Annotated in this window: 11 protein-coding genes; 8 read left to right on the forward strand and 3 right to left on the reverse strand. The window is 64.2% G+C overall.

Translation table 11 applies throughout. The features are described 5' to 3' along the window. Positions 1–114 precede the first annotated feature (114 nt). Positions 115–3,747 (reverse strand): hypothetical protein, encoded by a 3,633-nt coding sequence (locus ACP2YP_RS02880; protein ID WP_426422134.1) that lies wholly within the window; start codon positions 3,745–3,747, stop codon positions 115–117. 367 nt (positions 3,748–4,114) lie between these two features. After that, positions 4,115–5,014, reverse strand: a complete 900-nt coding sequence (locus tag ACP2YP_RS02885; protein WP_426422135.1) for a sigma factor-like helix-turn-helix DNA-binding protein — start codon at positions 5,012–5,014, stop codon at positions 4,115–4,117. A gap of 324 nt (positions 5,015–5,338) precedes the next feature. On the opposite strand from ACP2YP_RS02885, the gene ACP2YP_RS02890 reads away from it, so the two are divergent. Genes ACP2YP_RS02890 through ACP2YP_RS02905 form a run of 4 tightly spaced genes read left to right on the forward strand, consistent with a single transcriptional unit; the run spans position 5,339 to position 13,972 of the window. Next, positions 5,339–7,828 carry an autotransporter domain-containing protein gene (locus tag ACP2YP_RS02890; RefSeq protein WP_426422136.1) on the forward strand — a complete coding sequence of 830 codons (2,490 nt, stop codon included), beginning with the start codon at positions 5,339–5,341 and terminating at the stop codon, positions 7,826–7,828. A gap of 22 nt (positions 7,829–7,850) precedes the next feature. Next, positions 7,851–10,460 carry an autotransporter outer membrane beta-barrel domain-containing protein gene (locus ACP2YP_RS02895; protein WP_426422137.1) on the forward strand — a complete coding sequence of 870 codons (2,610 nt, stop codon included), beginning with the start codon at positions 7,851–7,853 and terminating at the stop codon, positions 10,458–10,460. Positions 10,461–10,488: 28 nt separating this feature from the next. Then, a complete protein-coding gene (locus ACP2YP_RS02900) occupies positions 10,489–11,421 on the forward strand; it encodes a YncE family protein (protein WP_426422138.1) in 933 nt (310 codons plus the stop codon). Beyond that, entirely contained in the window at positions 11,339–13,972 is a 2,634-nt protein-coding gene (locus ACP2YP_RS02905; RefSeq protein WP_426422139.1) for an autotransporter outer membrane beta-barrel domain-containing protein, read from the forward strand. Before ACP2YP_RS02900 ends, ACP2YP_RS02905 begins: the two co-directional genes overlap by 83 nt. Before the next feature lie 88 nt (positions 13,973–14,060). On the opposite strand, the gene ACP2YP_RS02910 is transcribed toward ACP2YP_RS02905, so the two are convergent. Beyond that, a complete protein-coding gene (locus ACP2YP_RS02910) occupies positions 14,061–15,014 on the reverse strand; it encodes a LysR family transcriptional regulator (protein ID WP_426422140.1) in 954 nt (317 codons plus the stop codon). Between the two features lie 99 nt (positions 15,015–15,113). Here ACP2YP_RS02910 and ACP2YP_RS02915 point away from each other — a divergent pair, with 99 nt between their 5' ends. From ACP2YP_RS02915 to ACP2YP_RS02930, 4 genes are all read left to right on the forward strand, one after another. After that, positions 15,114–16,295 (forward strand): MFS transporter, encoded by a 1,182-nt coding sequence (locus tag ACP2YP_RS02915; protein ID WP_426422141.1) that lies wholly within the window; start codon positions 15,114–15,116, stop codon positions 16,293–16,295. A gap of 11 nt (positions 16,296–16,306) precedes the next feature. After that, on the forward strand, positions 16,307–17,341 hold the full coding sequence (locus ACP2YP_RS02920; RefSeq protein ID WP_426422142.1) for an aldo/keto reductase: 1,035 nt from the start codon (positions 16,307–16,309) through the stop codon (positions 17,339–17,341). A gap of 123 nt (positions 17,342–17,464) precedes the next feature. Continuing rightward, the gene (locus tag ACP2YP_RS02925; RefSeq protein WP_426422143.1) at positions 17,465–19,042 is read left to right on the forward strand and encodes an amidase family protein; all 1,578 of its coding nucleotides are present in this window, start codon (positions 17,465–17,467) and stop codon (positions 19,040–19,042) included. Positions 19,043–19,351: 309 nt separating this feature from the next. After that, a complete protein-coding gene (locus ACP2YP_RS02930; RefSeq protein WP_426422144.1) occupies positions 19,352–20,653 on the forward strand; it encodes an O-acetylhomoserine aminocarboxypropyltransferase/cysteine synthase family protein in 1,302 nt (433 codons plus the stop codon). The last annotated feature ends 6 nt before the right edge of the window (positions 20,654–20,659 follow it).

A 20,659-nucleotide genomic window follows, 5' to 3' on the forward strand; every position in this document is an offset into this window, starting at 1 on the left:
CGCAGAACAAAAGCGGAAAGTGTAACCCATGTGTCCGGTACGTCCTGTCACCTATGTCTCGGGCCGCTCAATCCATGCGAACGCGCCGGCGCGCGTTGCAAAGAAGCCTGGCTTTTACGCGATCATAAAGTTCGATGCGTGCAATTGGCTGATCGCGATGTCGACGAAATCGACAGACCCGGCGTTGGGAGCACTGCCCAGGGCAAGCAGGGTCCCACCATGCCCGTCGTTCTTTAACGCGTTCATGATGTCGGCTACGGAGTGGTAATTGCCCACGCCGTTTGCAACATCGACGACGCCGAACGGGTCATGGCCAAATCCCGAGATCGTATCGACCTGGTTGCTGGAGTTGATCGAGATGGTCAGACCGGTGCTGTGATCGCTGATGTTGACATGGGCAGGGCCATTGATGATCGCCTGATTGCCGAACCCGACAAAGTTGAACTGGTCTGATCCGCCATTGGCCGTAACGACGTCCAGGCCAATCTGGTTTGTCACAGTTGCCGTGGACCCGTTAAGCACCACGTGATTGGCGACCCCGCCAAGTGTGATCGTATCGTGGCCCGCGCCAGCAACGACGTTATCCGCTCCGTTGCCGGCGATGATCGTGTTTGTTCCCGAACCGACGGTGATCTGGTTGACCATGCCGCCGAAGTTCACGGTGTTGTTGCCATCGCCGAGCGTGACACTGTTGGCGCCGCCTCCGCCGGTGACAAGATCATTGCCGTTTCCAAGTATGACCGTGTTGCCAAATCCGGAGAGCGTCACTTGATCGTTGCCGTTGCCGGCCGTCGTTGTGCTGGCGCCGTCACCCGGATGGACAATATCTTTGCCGTTGCCCAGCGTGATGATGTTCCCGTATCCGCTGGCGTCGATGGTGTCGTTGCCGTTGCCGAGCGTAATCATGGTGGCGCCTGTCGATCCCGTCACCGTGATGTTGCCGTCGCCGCCGGTTGCGCGGTTGCCGAATCCCTCCAGATAGACGGTGCTGTCGCCGCTCGATACATCAACCGTACCGTATAGTCCGGCATAGATCGTGTCGTTCCCGCCATTGCCGTGGATGATATTGAACATGCCATAGGCGTGGATGATGTCGTTGCCCGTCGTGCCCTGAATGGTCGCATAACCGGATGCCGGGCCGTTGATAATCGTGGGACCGGCTTGATGCGTGTCTATGACGGACGTGTGGGCGTCGCTGACGGTCAAGCCCACGCTGCTAGTGTCGCTCAGAGTGAACGTGGTCGTTACGCTGCCGTCTCCGTGCGGCGAGGCCACAAAGGTGAGGGCGTGCAGCTCGGCGGTCAGCTTGTCAGCGCCGGTCGCTGCAAGTTCGTAGGTTCCGTTTCCAAGCGAGGTCAGTCCTGTCCCGGACAAAATGCCGGCCGCGCCCGCGAGCGTGATGACGAGGTGATCCGTTGCTGCCGCGTTTGGATCTGTGACCGTGACTGTCGCGAACGGCTTGATCGCAGCTTCGTTGCTGGTCGTTTGTCCCGATACGGCTCCTGCGATGGAGGGCAGGGCCGCGGCTGTCAGCAGAATGCCGCCGGAGTCGTCATTCGTGATGCCGAAATTTGTGACCGACGTATCCGCCAGAGTGAAAGTCTCGCTGGACGCACCGTTGCTGACGGTGAGCTTCGAGCCGGATACGGTCGCCGTTGCGCCGCTGGTATAGGACAGCCCGGAAAGATCGATCTGGTCGCCGAGCGCAATGCCCTTGATCTGGCTTGCGAAGGTCGATGGACCCGAAACCAGTTTCTGCTCGATCTTGAGTATGCTTTGACCGGAGAAGGTGATCGCGTCGTCGGACATCGCGCCTGCCTTGAGATCAAGCGTGCCGCCGGCGATCGTGGTTGCGCCGACAATGCCACCCGCCTCGACGAGTTCCGTGGCGCCAAGATGAATTGTCGAAACGTTCGCGGTGCCCTGATCGAGCACGTCAAGCGTGCCGCCGTTCAGAGCCGTGGCGGTGATGATGCCGCCCTCCGATACGGACAGGCTTCCTGAATTGAGGATCGTTCCGCTCGCCGCGCTGGCGTCGACCGCCGGAGCGTTTGGGTCGCTCGTGATGGGGTCCGGAATTGACCCCGAAACCGTCATCACACCACCATTGATGGTGGCGTTCTTGGCGATCCCAGCCTCGGTCAGGTGCAATTGGCCGCCGCTGCCGACAACAGCCGAATCGAACTCGCTTCTGATGACGGTGGCGTATTGGCCCCCGGGAGAATGATAGACCGTCTCTCCCGAAGCCTTGATGACACCGCCCGATTTGACGACGGTGCCGCTGGCAATACCCCCGTTCGTGAGATTCTGGACGCCGCCGGCATTGACAATGGTTGATGTGACGATGCCAGTATCGACATCTTGCTCGCCGCCACTGTTGACGGTGGTATGATCGGCCCGTCCTGGACCCGGCTCATCGTGGATGTAAACGCCGGCGACACGCTGAATGCCGCCCATGTTGATCGTGGTGTAGCTCGCGGTGGAGCTCAGCCCCACATCCTGTTCGCCGCCATTGACAATTGTGTTGCTGGCGATTCCGCTCAAATCGTTCTCACCTACGACTTGCTTGCCGCCGGCCGATATCGTCGTGTTCGTGGCTGTGCCGAACACCTTGAACAATATGCCGTTCGATACGGTGAAGCCGTTTTCCGTGTAGCCATAGTCGGCAACCAGCGTTGCGCCGCTTTGGAAAGTCGTATTGGATAGCGTCGCGCCAGCTTCCAGGAAGAGTGTTCCGCCTGCGGAGACGACGCTGTTATTGAGGACCCCACCATCCAAAACGTCCAGCGTCACCCTGTTCGCAACAGTAAATCCGCTTTCAATCGTACCGTCGCCGATCTCGAAGGTGCTGCCAGCGTTGAAGACTGTTCCGGAAAAATGGGCGTTACCCAGCACAATGAAAACGCCAAATTGATCAACGGTCGTATTGATCGCCGTCGCGCCCGCAGACAATTGCATCGTTCCGTAATTGACTGTCGTGCCGGTCGCTGTGCCACCTGCATCCACATTCAGCCTGCCGAAGTTTTGGAGCATTGTTCCGGACACCGACGCTCCGTTCGATACCGTTAGGAGCCCAAAGCTTTCAACCGTGGTGCCGCTCGCCATGCTGACATCGACAGCCGGCTGTCCCGGGACGTTGGCGAACGGATCCGGTATCGATCCCGACACAGTCATGACCCCGCCATTGACGATGGCGTTCACGGCGGTCCCGCCGCCGGTGACGTCGAATTCGCCCTGGTAGTTGATGGTTGCAGCGGTCGCCACGCTTTGGATCACCGGCGGCGGATACACCGGCGCCGTTTCTACAGTTTCACCCGAAACTTTGAGAACTCCGCCGGAATTGACGATGGTGCCGCTGGCGCGGCCACCGTTCGTCACATTCTGGACGCCGCCGGAATTGACAGTCGTCGTCGTTGCGCTGCCCGTGTCGATGTCCTGCTCGCCGCCGCTATTGATCGTGGTGTGATCAACCGCGCCGGGGGTAGGACCTTCATGGATAAATTGGCCAGTTACACGCTGGATGCCGCCCGAGTTGATGGTCGTATAGCTGGCGACGCCATCCAGGATGACGTCCTGTTCTCCGCCATCGATGAGCGTGTGGGTTGCCGTGCTTGTTGCGAAAGAGCCGCCGACCGTCTGCAAGCCGCCAGTTTGAATCGTCGTGCTATCGACGGAAGCGCCGTAACTGACGTTCATCGTGTCGCCGTTGTGGAGGGTAACGCCACTGGCGGGAGGAATAGCTGTCATATGAATGATCCACGTTCGTTGCTTGTCAAATCAAACGAGCAAAGCAAAAATCATTCGGGGGCTATTCAACTTAAAAGTGCAATAGCCGAAAATGTCTGTCAAGCGGCCGTCACTTCTCAACGAAGTTTTGAACGGATGCTCGCGCGATTTCAGCTGTTGAAGACCGTGACGTGTATATGCGTGCATCTTGCTGGATGAATTTATCAACAGCGTGACGAAAGTAGCCGCGGCCACGCGCCATCGAGATTTGCGCGAAACATCCGCGTCTCGTTTCAGTTCGCAGCTTCAGACGCGATGACCGCGAGGACAAGGACGTCGCTTGCGCTTCGCTGAGAATGGGGCGCGCGTCCGGGCCGTCGGGGCGCGATCAAGCGCCCGGTTGCTGCGGTTCCTTTGCCATCCGCTCCATGGCCAACCTGTAGAGCATGTCGTGCCCGGACATCGCGTCCGCGACGAAGCGGTCGAAAGATTGCAGGAGGGGAGGGTTGAGCTCGACCAGGCTTCCGCCGCGCCCGGAAAGAGTGATGTCGCCGTGTTGCGCGGCGTCTTCCAGCAGCGATCGCACGTGAGTGCGTGACACGCCGAACTTTTTGCCGATATCCGCATAGGTGAGGCCTGCGTCGCTGTCCCCGGCGGTCATCCGCATCTGTACGAGCTTGATCAGCACCAGCATGCCGGCATCACGAGTCATGAACCGCATCACCTGTGGATGGCTCGCCATGATCTCCGCGCCCTTGCTGGAAAAATCCAGCGCGATCAGCCGGTGGACGCGCTGGAACGCGACATCGCGCGCCACCGGCTCGCGATAGCCGCGCTCCGGAAACATCGCATGCAACGGCGCGTAGTGATAGACGAGCCATTCACGGTCGATCGACATCATCTTCGGCGTCGGCTTGAGGATGCGTATGCGGCCGTCCTGCTCGGAAGGGAGCGACTCGACATAGCCGAGCTGGACGAAGCGGGACAGCAGTGCATCGACCCGGCGCTCGCTCGACAGCCCGAACGTCTTCAATTCGTCCTTGAGACGGCGCGGCGTCGGCCAGGTCGTCCGGTCGGCCACGTCATGGCTGAGATGAAGGCTGACAATCAGGTTGAACGTTACCTGCCGCATCGCCTCGACCAGCAGCCGGCTGTGATAGGCATCGCCCTCGTGCAGCGCGATCACCCCATCGACAAAGGTCGCGCGGCCGGCGGCGAAGCGCGGATGGTGGAGAATCTCGTCAGGGGTGAGGATGGCGCTGGCGACGGACGGGGCGGGGGAGGGCATGGGTGGCTTTCGCGGCTTCGTGCCGCCCTGCTATCGGCTTGGCGTAAACTTTCAAGCGGGACGCTGCTCGAATATTGAGCAGGTGAGGGCTTGAAACGATCCAGGATGTGGTTCCTTGGCCGGCAACTTCCTGTTCCGCCAAGGAAACCCGTGGACTTCGCGCCACACCCCGGCGATTTCGTCACTGCAAAAACGGAACAATTTGCGTGGATCCACCGGTAGCCCTCGACGGCTGATAGCTTGGCCCCCGGGCTGCCCCGCGCTCCGCCAATGGATGCGCGCACGGCCGGCCGCGGGGTGGGGTTAAGTATGTGGACTGAGAGAATGCGCTTGCTGCGAGCGCTGCTGGCTGGCGTCGTGGTGATTTGGGCTGCACCGGCAGGGGCTGCACCGGTGGCGGACGCGACCTGGAGCACCACGCCCGGCTCGGGTGATTTCAACACGGCGACGAACTGGAATCCGAATTTTGTGCCGAACGGCACTGCCTTTTTCGGTACGTCGACGATTACCAGCCTGTCGTTATCGACCGACGCCCAATTGGGCGGCTTCACCTTCAATCCCGGCGCGCCGGCCTACAGCTTCAGCATTAGCAGCCATGATTTGGTCTTTACCGGCGCCGGCATCAACGGCGGCAGCGCCGCCGTCAGCGTCGGCTCGGGTGGAATCCTCCAGTTCAACAGCTCCAGCACGGCTGGCAGCGCCGTCATCACCGTCGCCACCGGCGGCAGCCTCAATTTCGACGGCACGGCGGCCAACGCCGTCATTGTCAACAGCGGCGTCGCCTTATTCGCAGGCAGCGCCACGGCCGGCAATGCCACCATCAGCAACGCCGGCACCGGCCTTACTAGATTCTACAACACCGCCACGGCCGGCAACGCCGCAATCACCAACAACGATACCGGTCGCGTCGATTTCCACAACAGCAGCGGCCCGAACGGGGACAACAAGCTCTCCGCCGGCTCGATCGCGGGCGGCGGCAATTTCTATCTGGGCGCCAACCAGCTCACGGTCGGCGGCAACGGTCAGAACACGGTGGTCAGCGGGATCATCAGCGACTGCTACACGGGCTGTAGTGCCACCGGCGGGTCGCTTGCCAAGACCGGCACCGGCACGCTGACCCTGTCGGGTTTCAACACCTATACCGGTGGGACCACCATTAACGGCGGCGTACTCGAGGCCGACGGCTCGATCGCTTCGTCGAGCGGAGTTGTGGTCAACAGCGGCACCGTGCTGACGGGCACCGGCACGGTCGGCGCGACCACCGTCAACAATGGCGGCACGCTGACACCCGGCAACGGTACGCCTGGCAGCTCACTTGCGGTTTCCGGCAGCCTCGCGTTGCAGTCCGGTGCGATCTATCTGGTGCAGGTCAATCCGTCGACGGCAAGCTTCACCAGCGTCACCGGCACGGCGACGCTCGGCGGCGCCACGGTGAATGCGTTGTTCGCGCGCGGCAGCTACATCTCCAAGCAATACACCATCCTGACCGCGGGTGCGGTGAGCGGCACGTTCGGCTCGCTCGTCAACACCAACCTGCCTGCGAATTTCCACGACAGCCTGAGCTACGACGCCACCCACGCCTATCTCGACCTGGCGCTCAACTTCGGCATTCCGAGCCAGCTCACCGGCAACCAGCAGGCGGTCGGCAACGCCCTGACCAATTTCTTCAACACAACCGGCGGCATCCCGATGACGTATGCCCAGCTCAACGCGGCCGGGCTGACTCAGGCCTCCGGCGAAAGCGCGACCGGATCGCAACAAACGACATTCCAGGCGATGGGCCAGTTCATGGGCCTGCTCGCCGATCCCTTCGCGAGCCACGGAGGTGGCATCAACGGCGCGACGTCGGCGCCGGGCTATGCGGATGAGGAGGGCGCCAGCGCCTATGCCGCGCAGAAGCGGCTTGGAGCCGAGCGCACCGCCTATGCGATGTTCACCAAGGCGCCGCTCGCAAAGGTCTATGAGCCGCGCTGGAGCGTGTGGGCGGCAGGCTACGGCGGATCGCAGAGCACCGATGGCAACACCGCGGCGGGATTGAACGGCACGACGAGCCGCATCGCCGGTACGGCGGTCGGCGCCGACTATCTGCTTTCGCCGCAGACCATCGCAGGTTTTGCGCTGGCCGGCGGCGGCACGAATTTCAGCGTGAACGGGCTTGGCTCGGGCAGGTCGGATCTGTTCCAGGCCGGTGCCTATGTGCGTCACACCGCAGGCAATGCCTACATCAGCGGTGCTTTGGCCTATGGCTGGCAGGACATCACCACCAACCGTACCGTCACGATTGCCGGGATCGATCAATTGCGGGCCGAGTTCAACGCCAATGCGTATTCCGGGCGCGTCGAAGGCGGCTACCGCTTCGTCGCACCATGGATCGGCGGCATCGGCATCACGCCCTATGCCGCGGGTCAGTTCACCACATTCGATCTGCCGGCCTATGCCGAAAGCGTGGTGTCCGGCGGCGGCGCGTTTGCGCTGGCTTACGGTGCCAAGACCGTCACCGACTCGCGCAGCGAACTTGGTCTTCGCACCGACAAGGCTTTCGCGATGGCTGACGGCGTCGTCACTCTGCGCGGTCGCGTGGCCTGGGCACACGATTTCAATCCGGATCGTTCCGTCGCCGCGACCTTCCAGGCGCTGCCCGGGGCAAGCTTCGTCGTCAACGGCGCAGCGCAGGCGAGTGACTCCGCGCTGACGACGGCCTCGGTCGAAATGAAATGGATGAATGGCTGGTCGGCCGCAGCGACCTTCGAAGGCGAGTTCTCGAACGTCACCGCGAGCTACGCCGGCAAGGGCGTGGTGCGCTATGTCTGGTAAGCGTTGGAAGGGGCGGTGGGGTATGGCTAACGCGATGCCCGCGCTGCGGACAATGTTGGCAGGCCTCGTGCTGATCTGGGCAGGGCCTGTCGCGGCGCAGGACGCGACCTGGACCGGTGCCAGCAACGATTTCAACACGGCGGGGAACTGGACTCCCGCTACGATACCGACGGGCACCGCCTTTTTCGGTTCGTCGGCGACCACCAGCCTGTCGTTCTCGGCCGACACCACCCTCGGCGGCTTCACCTTCAATCCCGGTGCGGCGGCCTACAGCTTCAGCAACAACCATCATTTGATCCTCAACGGCGCCGGCATTGTCGTCAATGGCGGCAGCGCCACCATCGGCAACACCGGCATCTTCACATTCGCCAACACCAGCACGGCTGGCAGCGCCGCGATCGCCAACGGCTTCCTGCTCTTTTTCAACGACGCCAGCACCGCCGGCAACGCCTCCATCACCACCAGCAACGGCGCCCTCGCTTTCGCCAACACCAGCACGGCTGGCAGCGCCGCGATCTCCAACGGCCAGCTGCTCTTTTTCAACGACGCCAGCACCGCCGGCAACGCCTCCATCACCAACAACCGCCTCCTCGTTTTCCAGGGCAACAGCACGGCAGGCGGCGCCGCCATCACCAACAACAACTTGCTGTCGTTCGAGATGAACGGCACGGGCGGCAACGCTGCGATCACCAACAGCAGTGCCGGCGCGGTCGATTTCTCCTTCGGTACCGGCCCGAACAACGACGGCAAGCTTTCCGCCGGCTCGATCGCGGGCGGCGGCAACTTCTATCTGGGCGCCGACCAGGTCACCATCGGCGGCAACAATCTGAGCACCGCGGTCAGCGGCGTCATCAGCGACTGCGGCGGCGGCGCTGATTGTGGCAACCCGGGCGCCACCGGTGGATCGCTGGTCAAGACCGGCACCGGCACGCTGACGCTGTCGGCCGTCAACGCCTATACCGGTGCGACCACGGTGAACGGCGGTGTCCTCGAGGTCGACGGCTCGATCGCGTCGTCGAGCGCCGTTGCGGTGAACAGCGGCGGCACGCTCGCCGGCAGCGGCACCGTGAGCGCGACCACCATCAATACTGGCGGCACGCTCGCGCCCGGCAACGGCACCCCCGGCATCTCGCTTGCGATCTCGGGCAGTCTCGCCTTCCAGTCCGGTGCGATCTATCTGGTGCAGCTCAACCCGTCGACGGCGAGCTTTGCCAGTGTCACGGGCGCGGCCACGCTTGGCGGCGCGACGGTGAATGCGGTGTTCGCGAGCGGCAGCTATGTCGCGAAGACCTACAAGATCCTGACCGCGACCGGCGGCGTCTCCGGCACCTTTGCGCCGACCGTGGTGAACACCAATTTGCCGGCCAACTTCAAGACCGGCCTCAGCTACGATGCCAACGACGCCTTCCTCAATCTGACGCTCGCCTTCGTTCCGCCGCCGGGCAGCGGCCTTTCCGGCAACCAGCAGGCGGTCGGCAATGCCCTGACCAATTTCTTCAACAGCAATGGCGGGATCCCGCTGATCTACAGCGCGCTGACCGCGGCCGGGCTGACCCAGGCCTCCGGTGAGAGTGCCACGGGCTCGCAGCAGACCACGTTCCAGGCGATGAGCCAGTTCATGGGCCTGCTCACCGATCCCTTGATAGGCCGCGGCAACGGCATCAATGGATCGGCGGCGCCGACCGGCTATGCCGACGAGAGCGATTCTGCGAGCGCCTACGCGGCGCGCAAGAAGACCGACGCCTATGCGATGTTCACCAAGGCGCCTCCGGTGCCTTTCGTGCCACGCTGGAGCGTGTGGGCGGCCGGCTATGGCGGCTCGCAATCGACCAGCGGTGATCCAGCCGCTGGATCGAACGACACACGTAGCAGCATTTTCGGCACGGCTGTCGGCGCCGACTATCTGTTCTCGCCGAAGACCATTGCCGGCTTCGCGCTCGCCGGCGGTGGCACGAACTTCTCCGTCGCGGGCAGCGGCAGCGGCCGCTCCGATCTGTTCCAGGCCGGCGCCTATTTCCACCACAACGAAGGACCGGCCTACATCTCCGCCGCGCTCGCCTATGGCTGGCAGGACATCACGACGAACCGCACCTTGACCATCGCTGGCGTCGACCAGCTCCGCGCCGAGTTCAACGCCAATGCGTATTCCGGCCGTGTCGAGGGCGGCTATCGCTTTGTCGCACCATGGATCGGCGGCATCGGCATCACGCCTTATGCGGCGGGTCAGTTCACCACCTTCGATCTGCCGGCCTATGCCGAGCGCGTGGTATCGGGATCGCCGGCTTTTGCGCTGGCTTATGGTGCGAAGGATGTCACCTCCGTGCGGAGCGAGCTCGGCTTCCGCACCGACAAATCCTACGCGATGTCGAACGGCGTGCTGACGCTGCGCAGCCGCTTCGCCTGGGCGCACGACTACGATCCGAATCGTTCGATCGCCGCGACTTTCCAGGCACTGCCGGGCGCAAGCTTCGTCGTCAACGGCGCGGCACAAGCGAGTGACTCGGCACTCACGACTGCATCCGTCGAGATGAAATGGATGAGTGGATGGTCGGCGGCCGGGACCTTCGAGGGCGAGTTCTCGAATGTCACCGCGAGCTACGCGGGAAAAGGCGTGGTGCGCTATGCGTGGTGATGAACGGCCCGTTACCACAGGTCTACCAATGAGAGGGCTCGCTTCGACAGTCGTATGCGCAACGCTGCTGCTCGCCGCCGGCGAGGCGCAGGCGCAATCGGGCCCCTTTGTCTATGTGCCCAATTTTAACAGCGTTACCGGTGACGACGTTTCGGTCATCGATACGTCCACGAACACGGTCGCCGGGTCCACGATCCGCGTCGGCTTTGCACCCTTTGCGGCGGCGGTGCGCGGCGACGAGTCGCTGGTTTATGTGACCAACTCCGGCAACGCCGTTTCCGTGGTCGACACCGCCACGAATACGGTCGTCGCCACCGTCGTGGTCGGCAATAGCGCCCGCGGGGTTGCGGTCAGTCCCAACGGCAGCCGGGTCTATGTGGCCAACGCGAACAGCGACACCGTTTCCGTCATCAACACTGCCACCAATACGGTCGTCGCGACCGTCGGGGCGGGCACTAACCCCTCCGGGGTCACGGTCAGCCCTGACGGCAGCCGCGCCTATGTGACCAACGCGGGCAGCAACACCGTTTCCGTGATCAACACTGCGACCAACGCGGTCGTCGCCACCGTCGGGGTTGGAAATCAGCCCTTCGGGGTCATGGTCAGTCCCGACGGCACCCGCGCCTATGTGACCAACGAGGCTGGCAACACTGTATCGGTGATCAGCACTGCGACCAACGCGGTCGTCGCCACCGTCGCGGTTCAAGCTTACCCCGACGGGGTCGCGATCAGCCCCGACGGCAGCCGCGCCTATGTGACCAACAAGGCCGGCAACTCCGTTTCGGTGATCGACACCGCGACCAACGCAGTCGTCGCCACCGTCGGGGTTCAAACCCCTGGGGGGGGGCGTAGTCAGTCCCGACGGCAGCCGCGTCTATGTGACCAACGAGAACAACAACACCGTTTCGGTGATCGATACCGCAACCGATACGGTGGTGGCCACGCTGGCCGTGGGATCTAGACCGTTTTTCCCCGGCATCTGCGGCAACGGCAATGCCCTGCTGGCGGCGGGACTGACGTTCAAGGCCAACACCTCCGGCGCGCTGGGCTGCACCCAGGCGTCCGGCCCGACCGGGGCCAGCGGCCCGGTTTTCACCGGGGGCACCCTGCAGTTCGCCGGCGCCAATATTACCAGTGCGCTGCCGATCACACTGATGGCCGCCGGCGGCACGTTCGATACATCGGGCAACAACGCGACGCTGTCGGGAACGATCAGTGGGCCCGGCGGACTGACCAAGGTCGGCGCCGGCACGCTGACGCTCTCGGGCTCCGGCACCTATTCCGGACCGACCCTTGTTAATGCCGGCACGCTGCAAGCCGGCATTGCGGGCGGGTTTTCGCCCTTCAGCGCCTATACCGTGGCAGGCGGCGCGGTCCTTGACCTCAACGGCTTCAACCAGACCATCGGCTCGCTGGCGGGCGCCGGCAGCGTGACGCTTGGTGCGGCGGCGCTGACCACCGGCGACGGTACCAGCACCACATTTTCCGGTACGATCTCCGGCAGCGGCGGACTGACCAAGATCGGCCTCGGCACGCTGACGCTGTCGGGCGTTAACCCCTATTTGGGCGGCACCATCGTCAATGCCGGCACACTGGCACTCTTCGGCGCCGGCACGCTCGGCGCTGCGAGCGGATCAACCACCGTCAACACCGGCGGCACCCTCGATCTCGGCGGCACCACGCAGACGCAGGCAGCGCTGAACCTCAATGGCGGCACGATCCAGAACGGCAACCTGAACGCGCCGATCACGTCGACCGGCGGCGCCATCAACGGCCTCAACGGTTCGGCAAGCGTCACCACCACGGCCGGCACCACGACGTTGTTCGGCATCAACGCCTATACCGGCGCCACCACCGTCAACGGCGGCGTGCTCGATGTCGAAGGCAGCATCACCGGCACCGCGTCGGTCACCGTCAATGCCGGCGGCACGCTGACGGGCATCGGCACCATCGACCCCCTGACCGTCATCTTCAACAGCGGCAGCAGCTTTGCGCCGGGCAATGGCACGACCGGCTCTTCGACCACGATCGTCGGAAATCTCGCCTTTCAGTCGGGCGCGATGTACGTCGTGATGCTCAATCCCTCGACCGCTTCGTTCGCGAACGTCACCGGCACGGCGACGCTCGGCGGCGCCGGCGTGAATGCGATCTTTGCCGGCGGCAGCTATGTCAGCAAGCAGTACACCATCCTGACTGCGAGCGGCGCCGTCTCCGGCACGTTCGGTTCGCTCGTCAACACCAACCTGCCGGCGAACTTCCACACCACGCTAAGCTACGACGCCGACAACGCCTATCTCAACCTGGTCCTGAATTTTGCGATTCCCGGCGGACTCAACGGCAACAAGCAGGCCGTCGGCAATGCCCTGACCAATTTCTTCAATTCCAATGGCAGCATTCCGCTGACTTACGGCGCGCTCTCCGCCGTGGGGCTGACGCAGGCTTCCGGCGAGAGCGCCGCGGGCTCGCAGCAGACGACGTTCAATGCGATGGGCCAGTTCATGGGCCTGCTCACCGACCCCTTCATGGGCCGCGGCAACGGCATCAATGGCGCGCCATCGCCGGCCGGCTTTGCGGAGGAGGGCGATCAGGCCGGCGCCTATGCCGCGCGCAAGAAGACCGATGCGTTCGCCATGTTCACCAAGGCGCCGCCGGCGCCCTTCGTGCAGCGCTGGAGTGTATGGGCGGCAGGCTATGGCGGATCGCAGTCGACCAGTGGCAACGCGATCGTCGGCTCGAACGATACCATGAGCCGCATCGCCGGGACTGCGGTCGGCGCCGACTATCTGTTCTCGCCGGACACGATTGCAGGCTTTGCGCTCGCAGGCGGCGGCACCAGCTTCAGTGTGAACAATCTCGGCTCGGGAAGATCGGATCTGTTCCAGGCCGGCGCGTATGTGCGCCACGCCAACGGCGCGGCATACATCACCGGCGCGCTGGCCTATGGCTGGCAGGACATCACCACCAACCGAACAGTGACCATCGCCGGCATCGATCAGTTGCGCGCCGAGTTCAATGCCAATGCGTATTCCGGGCGCGTGGAGGGCGGCTATCGCTTTGTCGCACCATGGATCGGCGGCGTCGGGATCACGCCCTATGCCGCCGGCCAGTTCACCACCTTCGATCTGCCGGCTTATGCCGAGAGCGTAGTCTCCGGCGCGCCGGCCTTTGCACTTGCCTATGCCGCGAAGAGCGTGACGGACTTGCGCAGCGAGTTGGGCATCCGCACCGACAAGTCCTTCGCGGTCCAGAATGGCGTGCTGACCCTGCGCGGCCGCTTCGCCTGGGCGCACGACTACGATCCTGACCGCGCGATCGCCGCAACGTTCCAGGCATTGCCGGGCGCAAGCTTCGTCGTCAACGGCGCGGCACAGGCGAGTGTATCGGCACTCACCACAGCTTCGCTCGAGATGAAGTGGATGAATGGCTGGTCGGCGGCGGCGACCTTCGAGGGTGAGTTCTCCAGCGTCACCAATTCCTACGCTGGCAAGGGCGTGATGCGGTATCTGTGGTGACGCACTGATCTGACGGCTTTTGGCCCAGAAAGTTGAAAGTGCTTTATCTTTCAGTGGGAGTTGACTGACACTCTCTCTGCCATCAACCTCATCTGACCAATTTCCACCGCCCATCCCCCGCGCGCTTCAGTGCCGGATCGCTCACCCGTACATGCTCGGCGAGAAAATCGATGAAGGCGCGCACCCGCGCGGGCAGCGGTGCTGTGTGGCCGACATAGACGGCGTGGATGTCTTCGCGGTCGCCGGGATTGTAGTTTTGAAGAACCGGAATAAGACGTCCGGCTTCGATGTCGGGGCCGATGTGGAACAGGGCGAGGCGAGCAAGCCCAGCTCCGCCAAGCGCAAGACGGCGGGCGGCTTCGCCGTCGCTGACGCGCGCGGCCGGCGGCGGCACGGCTTCCTCGGTGCGGTCACCGCGCTTGAACGGCCAGCCGCGGATCGAGCGCGGAAAGGTCCAGCCGATGCCACAGTGGTCGGCGAGATCCGCCGGCGTCTTCGGCGTGCCCGCGCGCGCCAGATAATCCGGCGCGCCGACCACGACCATGCGGCTGGTGCCGAGTTTTCGCGCGACGAGGCGTGAGGCGCGCAGGGGGCCGACGCGGATGGCGACATCGGCACGCTCCTGCATCAGGTCGATCAGCGTGTCGGTCAGCACGAGATCAATCGTGACGTCGGGGTGCTGCGCGAGAAAGCGCGGGATCAGCGGCATCACATGCAGCATGCCGAAGGGGATGTTGCTGTTGACCGTGAGCCGGCCGCGGGGCGTGGCGCCGGATGCGGCTTCACGTTCGGCTTCCTCGATCTCGCCGAGGATGCGCACGGCGCGCTGGTAGAAGGCCTGGCCTTCCTCCGTCAGGGTCAGCTTGCGCGTGGTGCGGTTGATCAGCCGCGAGCCGAGCCGCGCCTCCAGCCGTGAGATCAGCTTGCTGACGCCCGATGGCGTCAGGCGCAGCTTTCGCGCGGCCTGGGTGAAGCCGCCGAGGTCGATGACGCGGACGAAAACGTCCATCTCGGCAGAGCGGTTGGTATCGAAACGGGCCATGTTGAATTCACGTCACAAATGATTGGATTGCGGACATTCTAGTGGTTTTATGCAGGCTCGGCTATCTGCGTGGCTCGTATTCATCCATCGGAGCCACGCATGCCTCCCGCCGTCCTCGCGCACACCGCCGGTGCCTTCGGCATCGGCACCACCGAATTCATCATCATGGGCCTGCTGCTCCAGGTCGCCGCCGACATGCATGTCTCCGTGCCGGTCGCGGGCCTGCTGATCTCCGGCTATGCGCTCGGCGTGTTTGTCGGCGCGCCTGTGCTGACGCTCGCGACCCGCCGGCTGCCGCGAAAGACCGTGCTGCTGGCGCTGATGGCGATCTTTACGCTCGGCAATGCAGCCTGCGCGCTCGCGCCGAACTACGAATTGTTGATGGCCGCGCGGGTGCTGACCTCGCTGGCCCACGGTACCTTCTTCGGGGTCGGCTCGGTGGTGGCGACCAGCCTCGTCGCCGAGGACAAGCGCGCTTCCGCCATTGCCACCATGTTCATCGGCCTCACCGTCGCGACACTGCTCGGCGTGCCCTTCGGCGCCTGGTTTGGCCTGATGCTCGGCTGGCGCGCGGCGTTCTGGGCGGTGACGGTGATCGGCGTGATCGCCTTTGCGGTGGTGGCAGCGCTGGTGCCAGGTCATGTCGGTCACGGCGACAGGCCGATCTCGCTGGCCGAGGAGATTGCCGTGCTCGGGCGAGGACAGGTGTTGCTCGGCCTCGCCATGACCGTATTCGGTTTTGCCGGCCTGTTCGTCGTCTTCACCTATATCCAGCCGATCCTGACGCACTTCACCGGATTTTCGGAGGCCGCCGTTTCGCCGATCCTGCTGGTGTTCGGCGCCGGGCTTGCGATCGGCAATGTCGCCGGCGGCAAGCTCGCCGACCGTGGTCTTGCTCGCGCGCTGACCGGCACGCTCGCCGCGCTCGCCATCGTGTTGCTTGGTCTCTCCGCCGCGCTGTCGGTCAAGATCCCCACCATTGCGCTGATCCTGCTGCTCGGCATCGCGGCGTTTGCGACCGTCGCGCCGCTGCAGCTGCGCGTGCTGGAAGCGGCCGGCCCCAGCGGCCGCACGCTCGCCTCCAGCCTCAACATCGCCGCGTTCAATCTCGGCAATGCGCTCGGTGCCTGGGCCGGCGGCGTCACCATCGATCGCGGGCTCGGCCTCTCCGCGCTGCCGCTGGTTGCGGCCGGCATCACCGCGATCGGACTCGTGCTGGCGCTGTGGAGCCTTCAGCTCGACCGCAGGCAGGCCGCTGTCGCGGCGTGCCCGGCGGAATAGGGGAGGCGCACATGGAATACCGTCATCTCGGCGCTTCCGGACTCAAGGTGCCCGTTCTCAGCTTCGGCACCGGCACGTTTGGCGGCCAAGGCCCGCTATTCTCGGCCTGGGGACGCAGCGGCGCCGAGGAGGCGCGCCGGCTGGTCGACATCTGCCTCGAGGCCGGCGTCAATCTGTTCGACAGTGCCGACGTCTATTCGAACGGCGCCTCCGAGGAGATTCTCGGCGCAGCGATCAAGGGCCGGCGCGACAAAGTGCTGATCTCGACCAAGATGAGCCTGCCGATGGGCGATGGCCCGCTCGACGCCGGCTCGTCGCGGCATCGCCTGCTGGCCTCGGTCGAGGCGGCGCTGCGGCGGCTCGGCACGGATTATATCGACCTGCTGCAACTCCACGCCTTCGACGCCTTCACGCCGATCGAGGAGGTGTTGTCCACGCTCGATACGCTCGTGCGCGCCGGCAAGCTGCGCTATGTCGGCGTCTCCAATTTTGCCGGCTGGCAGTTGATGAAGTCGCTCGCCGTCGCCGATCGTCACGGCTGGCCGCGCTATGCCGCGCACCAGGTCTATTACTCGCTGCTCGGCCGCGACTATGAGTGGGAGCTGATGCCGCTCGCACGCGACCAGGGTATCGGCGCGCTGGTCTGGAGCCCGCTCGGCTGGGGCCGGCTTACCGGCAAGATCCGGCGCGATCGGCCCTTGCCGCAAAACAGCCGCCTGCATGCGACGGCGCAGTTCGGTCCACCCGTGGACGAGCAACGGCTTTATGCCATCGTCGACGTGCTCGACGCGATTGCCGTTGAGACCGGCCGCACCGTGCCGCAGGTTGCGATCGCCTGGCTGCTGTCGCGCCCAACGGTATCATCCGTGATCGTCGGCGCCCGCGACGAGGCGCAGTTGCGCGACAATCTCGGCGCCGTCGGCTGGTCGTTGAGCGCGGATCAGCTCAAGCGCCTCGACGAGGTCAGCGCGGTGATGCCGCCCTATCCCTATTATCCCTACCGCATCCAGGAAGGCTTTGCGCGACTGAACCCGCCACCGGTCTGAGCGGCGGTCATCGCTGACATTTGGTCGCATTGGCTGCTCCCGCCAATGCGCCATGCAGAATCGCACCTGTACAGGGCCGCATGTCCTCCGTAACTTTCGCCGCGCAATTTCAGGAGATGCGGCGTGGCGAAAAAGACGGCGAAGAAGAAGAGCGTTTCAAAGAAGGTAGCGAAAACCTCTGACAAGAAGAGCCCGGTCCGCAAGGGGGCCGTCGCCAAGACGACAAGGAAGACGACCAAGAAGCTCGCGTCGCCCTCGTCCAAATCGACCGCGGCGCGCCGTCCCAAGGGCCCCGCCTGGCAATGGTCGGCAGTGGAGACCGCGACTGCGATCCGCTCCGGCGCAATCTCCGCGGTGGAAACCGTCGAGGCACATCTGGAGCGGATGCATGCGGTGAATCCCCGGCTGAACGCGGTCGTCGTCGATCTCGGCGAGGACGCGCTCAAGGCCGCGCATGCGGCCGACAAGCAGCGCACCAAGGGCGGCGAACTCGGCCTTCTGCACGGCGTGCCTGTCACTATCAAGGAAAACGTCGACTACGAAGGCCGACCCAATTTCAATGGCGTTCCCGCCAACAAGAACCTCGTCGCGCCGTCGGACTCGCCTGTGGTGCGTAACTTGAAGAAGGCCGGCGCGATCGTCATCGGCCTCACCAACACGCCGGAATTCTCGTTCCGCGGCTTCACCGATAATCCGTTGCACGGATTGACGCTCAATCCCTGGGACCCGAACATCACCTGCGGAGGCTCCTCGGGCGGCGCGGGTTCGGCGGTTGCCGCCGGCATCGGCACTATCGCGCATGGCAACGACATCGGCGGCTCGCTGCGCTGGCCGGCGCATTGCAATGGCGTCGCGACCATCAAGCCGACGCAGGGCCGCATTCCTGCCTTCAACGCCAGCGCGACGGCGGAGCGGCCGATGCTGGCGCATCTGATGTCGGCGCAGGGGCCGCTCGCCCGCCACGTCGGCGACGTCCGTCTTGCGCTGGAGGTGATGAGCCAGCGCGATCCGCGCGATCCCTGGTGGGTGCCGGCGCCGCTGACCGGGCCGAAGCCGAAGGGCCCGATCAAGGTCGCGCTGGCCAGGATCCCGGAAGACATGGCGGTCGATCCGGCGGTCAGCGCGGCGCTTCGCCAGGCCGCTGATCACCTCGAGCGCTCCGGCTATCGCGTCAGCGAGGTCGAGGTGCCCGACATCAACGGCGTCTGGCAAACCTGGTGCGACATCATCACCAACGAGACGGTGATGATGCAGGAGGCGAGCATGCTGAAGGTCACGTCGGAAGACTTCCACAAGGCGTGGGGCGGCATGAAGACCAAGGCAAGCACGCTCGATCTCAAGACGTGGATGCAGGCGACAGCCGCGCGCAACGGCCATATCCGTGCCTGGCAGCTGTTCTTCGAGGAGTATCCGGTGGTGCTGGCGCCGACCACGGTGAAGCCGACGCCGGGGCCGCGTGACGACACCGTCAGCGCCGAGCGCGTGCAGGAAATCTTCTGGGGCGAGATCCGCTTCATCTCCGCGATCAACGTGCTGGGCCTGCCCGGCGCCGTGGTGCCGGTGGCCGTGCACGACGGCAAGCCGATCGGCGTGCAGCTCATCGCGGGCCGCTATCGCGAGGATCTGGCGCTGGACGCTGCCGCCGCGATCGAGAAGCGCGCCGGCGTGCTGACCCACCGGCTCTGGGAGGCGATGGCCTGATCTGGCTCTCGGGGCTTTCGCGCAACACGCGCGAAGCCCCGATGAGCCGGCGAGATCAGTTCGTCAGATGCGAGGCAAGCGTCGTCGACTTTTCGCGCGCAGGCTTTTTGGTCGCCCGGCCGGGTGAGATCATTAATCCAAATTGACTCAAATTTTAGCCAATTCACCAACAACCGTTAGGGTTACTTCCTCTATCTCTAAGCGAATTATTGTCCGCTTTACCGCCCGCCTCTAACAGAGGGACGGCGGACAACGCACATGCCTCATACAGGTCAATAAGTGCGGCCCGTCCCACGCGGAGGTGGTACGATGCGCAACGAGACGATTGCTATTCACGCCGGCTACGAGCCCGAGGCCACCACGCACGCGGTTGCCGTGCCGATCTACCAGACCGCGGCCTACGCCTTCGACAGCGCCGATCACGGCGCGGCCCTCTTCAATCTCGAGGCCGAAGGTTTCCGTTACAGCCGCATCGCCAATCCCACCAGCGCGGTTCTGGAGAAGCGCATCGCCCAGCTCGAAGGCGGCGTCGGTGCGCTCGCGGTTGCCACCGGCCAGGCCGCGCTGCATTTCGCCTTCGTCAATGTCGCCGACCACGGCGGCAACATCGTGTCCGTGCCGCAGCTCTACGGCACCACGCATACGCTGCTCTCGCACATCCTGCCGCGGCAGGGCATCACCGGCCGCTTCGCCGAGAGCGACAAGCCCGAGGCGATCGAGAAGCTGATCGACGAGGACACCCGCGCCGTGTTCGCCGAGACCATCGGCAATCCGGCCGGAAATGTCTGCGACATCGAGGCGCTGGCCAAGATCGCGCATGCCCATGGCGTACCGCTGATCGTCGACAACACGGTCGCCACGCCCATCCTGCTCAAGCCGTTCGACTACGGCGCCGACATCGCCGTGCATTCGCTGACCAAGTTCTTGGGCGGCCACGGCACCACGCTCGGCGGCGCCATCGTCGATTCCGGAAACTTCCCCTGGGCCAAGCACGCTGAGCGCTTCCCGGCCTACAACAAGCCGGACGCCTCCTATCACGGGCTCGTCTATTCCGAGCGCTTCGGCAAGACCGCCTATATCGAGCGCGCGCGCAGCGTCTATCAGCGTACCATGGGTTCGGTGCTGTCGCCGTTCAACGCATTCCTGCTGCTCCAGGGCATCGAGACGGTGGCGCTGCGCATGGAGCGCCATTGCGAGAACGCCCGCAAGGTCGCCGAATTCCTGCGCAACGATCCGCGCGTCGCCTGGGTCAACTACACCGGCTTCCCGGACAACCCCTATTATCCGCTAGTCCAGAAGTATCTCGACGGCAACGCCTCCTCGCTGTTCACCTTCGGCATCAAGGGCGGCATGGAGGCCGGCAAGACTTTCTATGATGCGCTGAAGCTGATCACGCGCCTCGTCAATATCGGTGATGCCAAGTCGCTGGCCTGCCATCCGGCCTCGACCACGCACCGGCAAATGTCGCCGGAGCAGCAGCGCACTGCCGGTGTGCTGCCGGAAACGATCCGCCTCTCGATCGGAATCGAGCATGCCGCCGATATCATCGAGGACATCGACCAGGCACTGGAAAAGGCTTGTCCGTCCGCGCGTCTTCAAGCGGCGGAGTAGGCATTC

It is taken from the genome of Bradyrhizobium genosp. A (assembly GCF_049949275.1).
Classification (GTDB): domain Bacteria; phylum Pseudomonadota; class Alphaproteobacteria; order Rhizobiales; family Xanthobacteraceae; genus Bradyrhizobium.

Coding starts and splice junctions, on each gene's coding strand:
- ACP2YP_RS02880 (WP_426422134.1), bottom strand. CDS start 3,747: ATGACAGCTATTCCTCCCGCCAGTGGCGTTACCCTCCACAACGGCGAC.
- ACP2YP_RS02885 (WP_426422135.1), bottom strand. CDS start 5,014: ATGCCCTCCCCCGCCCCGTCCGTCGCCAGCGCCATCCTCACCCCTGAC.
- ACP2YP_RS02890 (WP_426422136.1), top strand. CDS start 5,339: ATGCGCTTGCTGCGAGCGCTGCTGGCTGGCGTCGTGGTGATTTGGGCT.
- ACP2YP_RS02895 (WP_426422137.1), top strand. CDS start 7,851: ATGGCTAACGCGATGCCCGCGCTGCGGACAATGTTGGCAGGCCTCGTG.
- ACP2YP_RS02900 (WP_426422138.1), top strand. CDS start 10,489: ATGAGAGGGCTCGCTTCGACAGTCGTATGCGCAACGCTGCTGCTCGCC.
- ACP2YP_RS02910 (WP_426422140.1), bottom strand. CDS start 15,014: ATGGCCCGTTTCGATACCAACCGCTCTGCCGAGATGGACGTTTTCGTC.
- ACP2YP_RS02915 (WP_426422141.1), top strand. CDS start 15,114: ATGCCTCCCGCCGTCCTCGCGCACACCGCCGGTGCCTTCGGCATCGGC.
- ACP2YP_RS02920 (WP_426422142.1), top strand. CDS start 16,307: ATGGAATACCGTCATCTCGGCGCTTCCGGACTCAAGGTGCCCGTTCTC.
- ACP2YP_RS02930 (WP_426422144.1), top strand. CDS start 19,352: ATGCGCAACGAGACGATTGCTATTCACGCCGGCTACGAGCCCGAGGCC.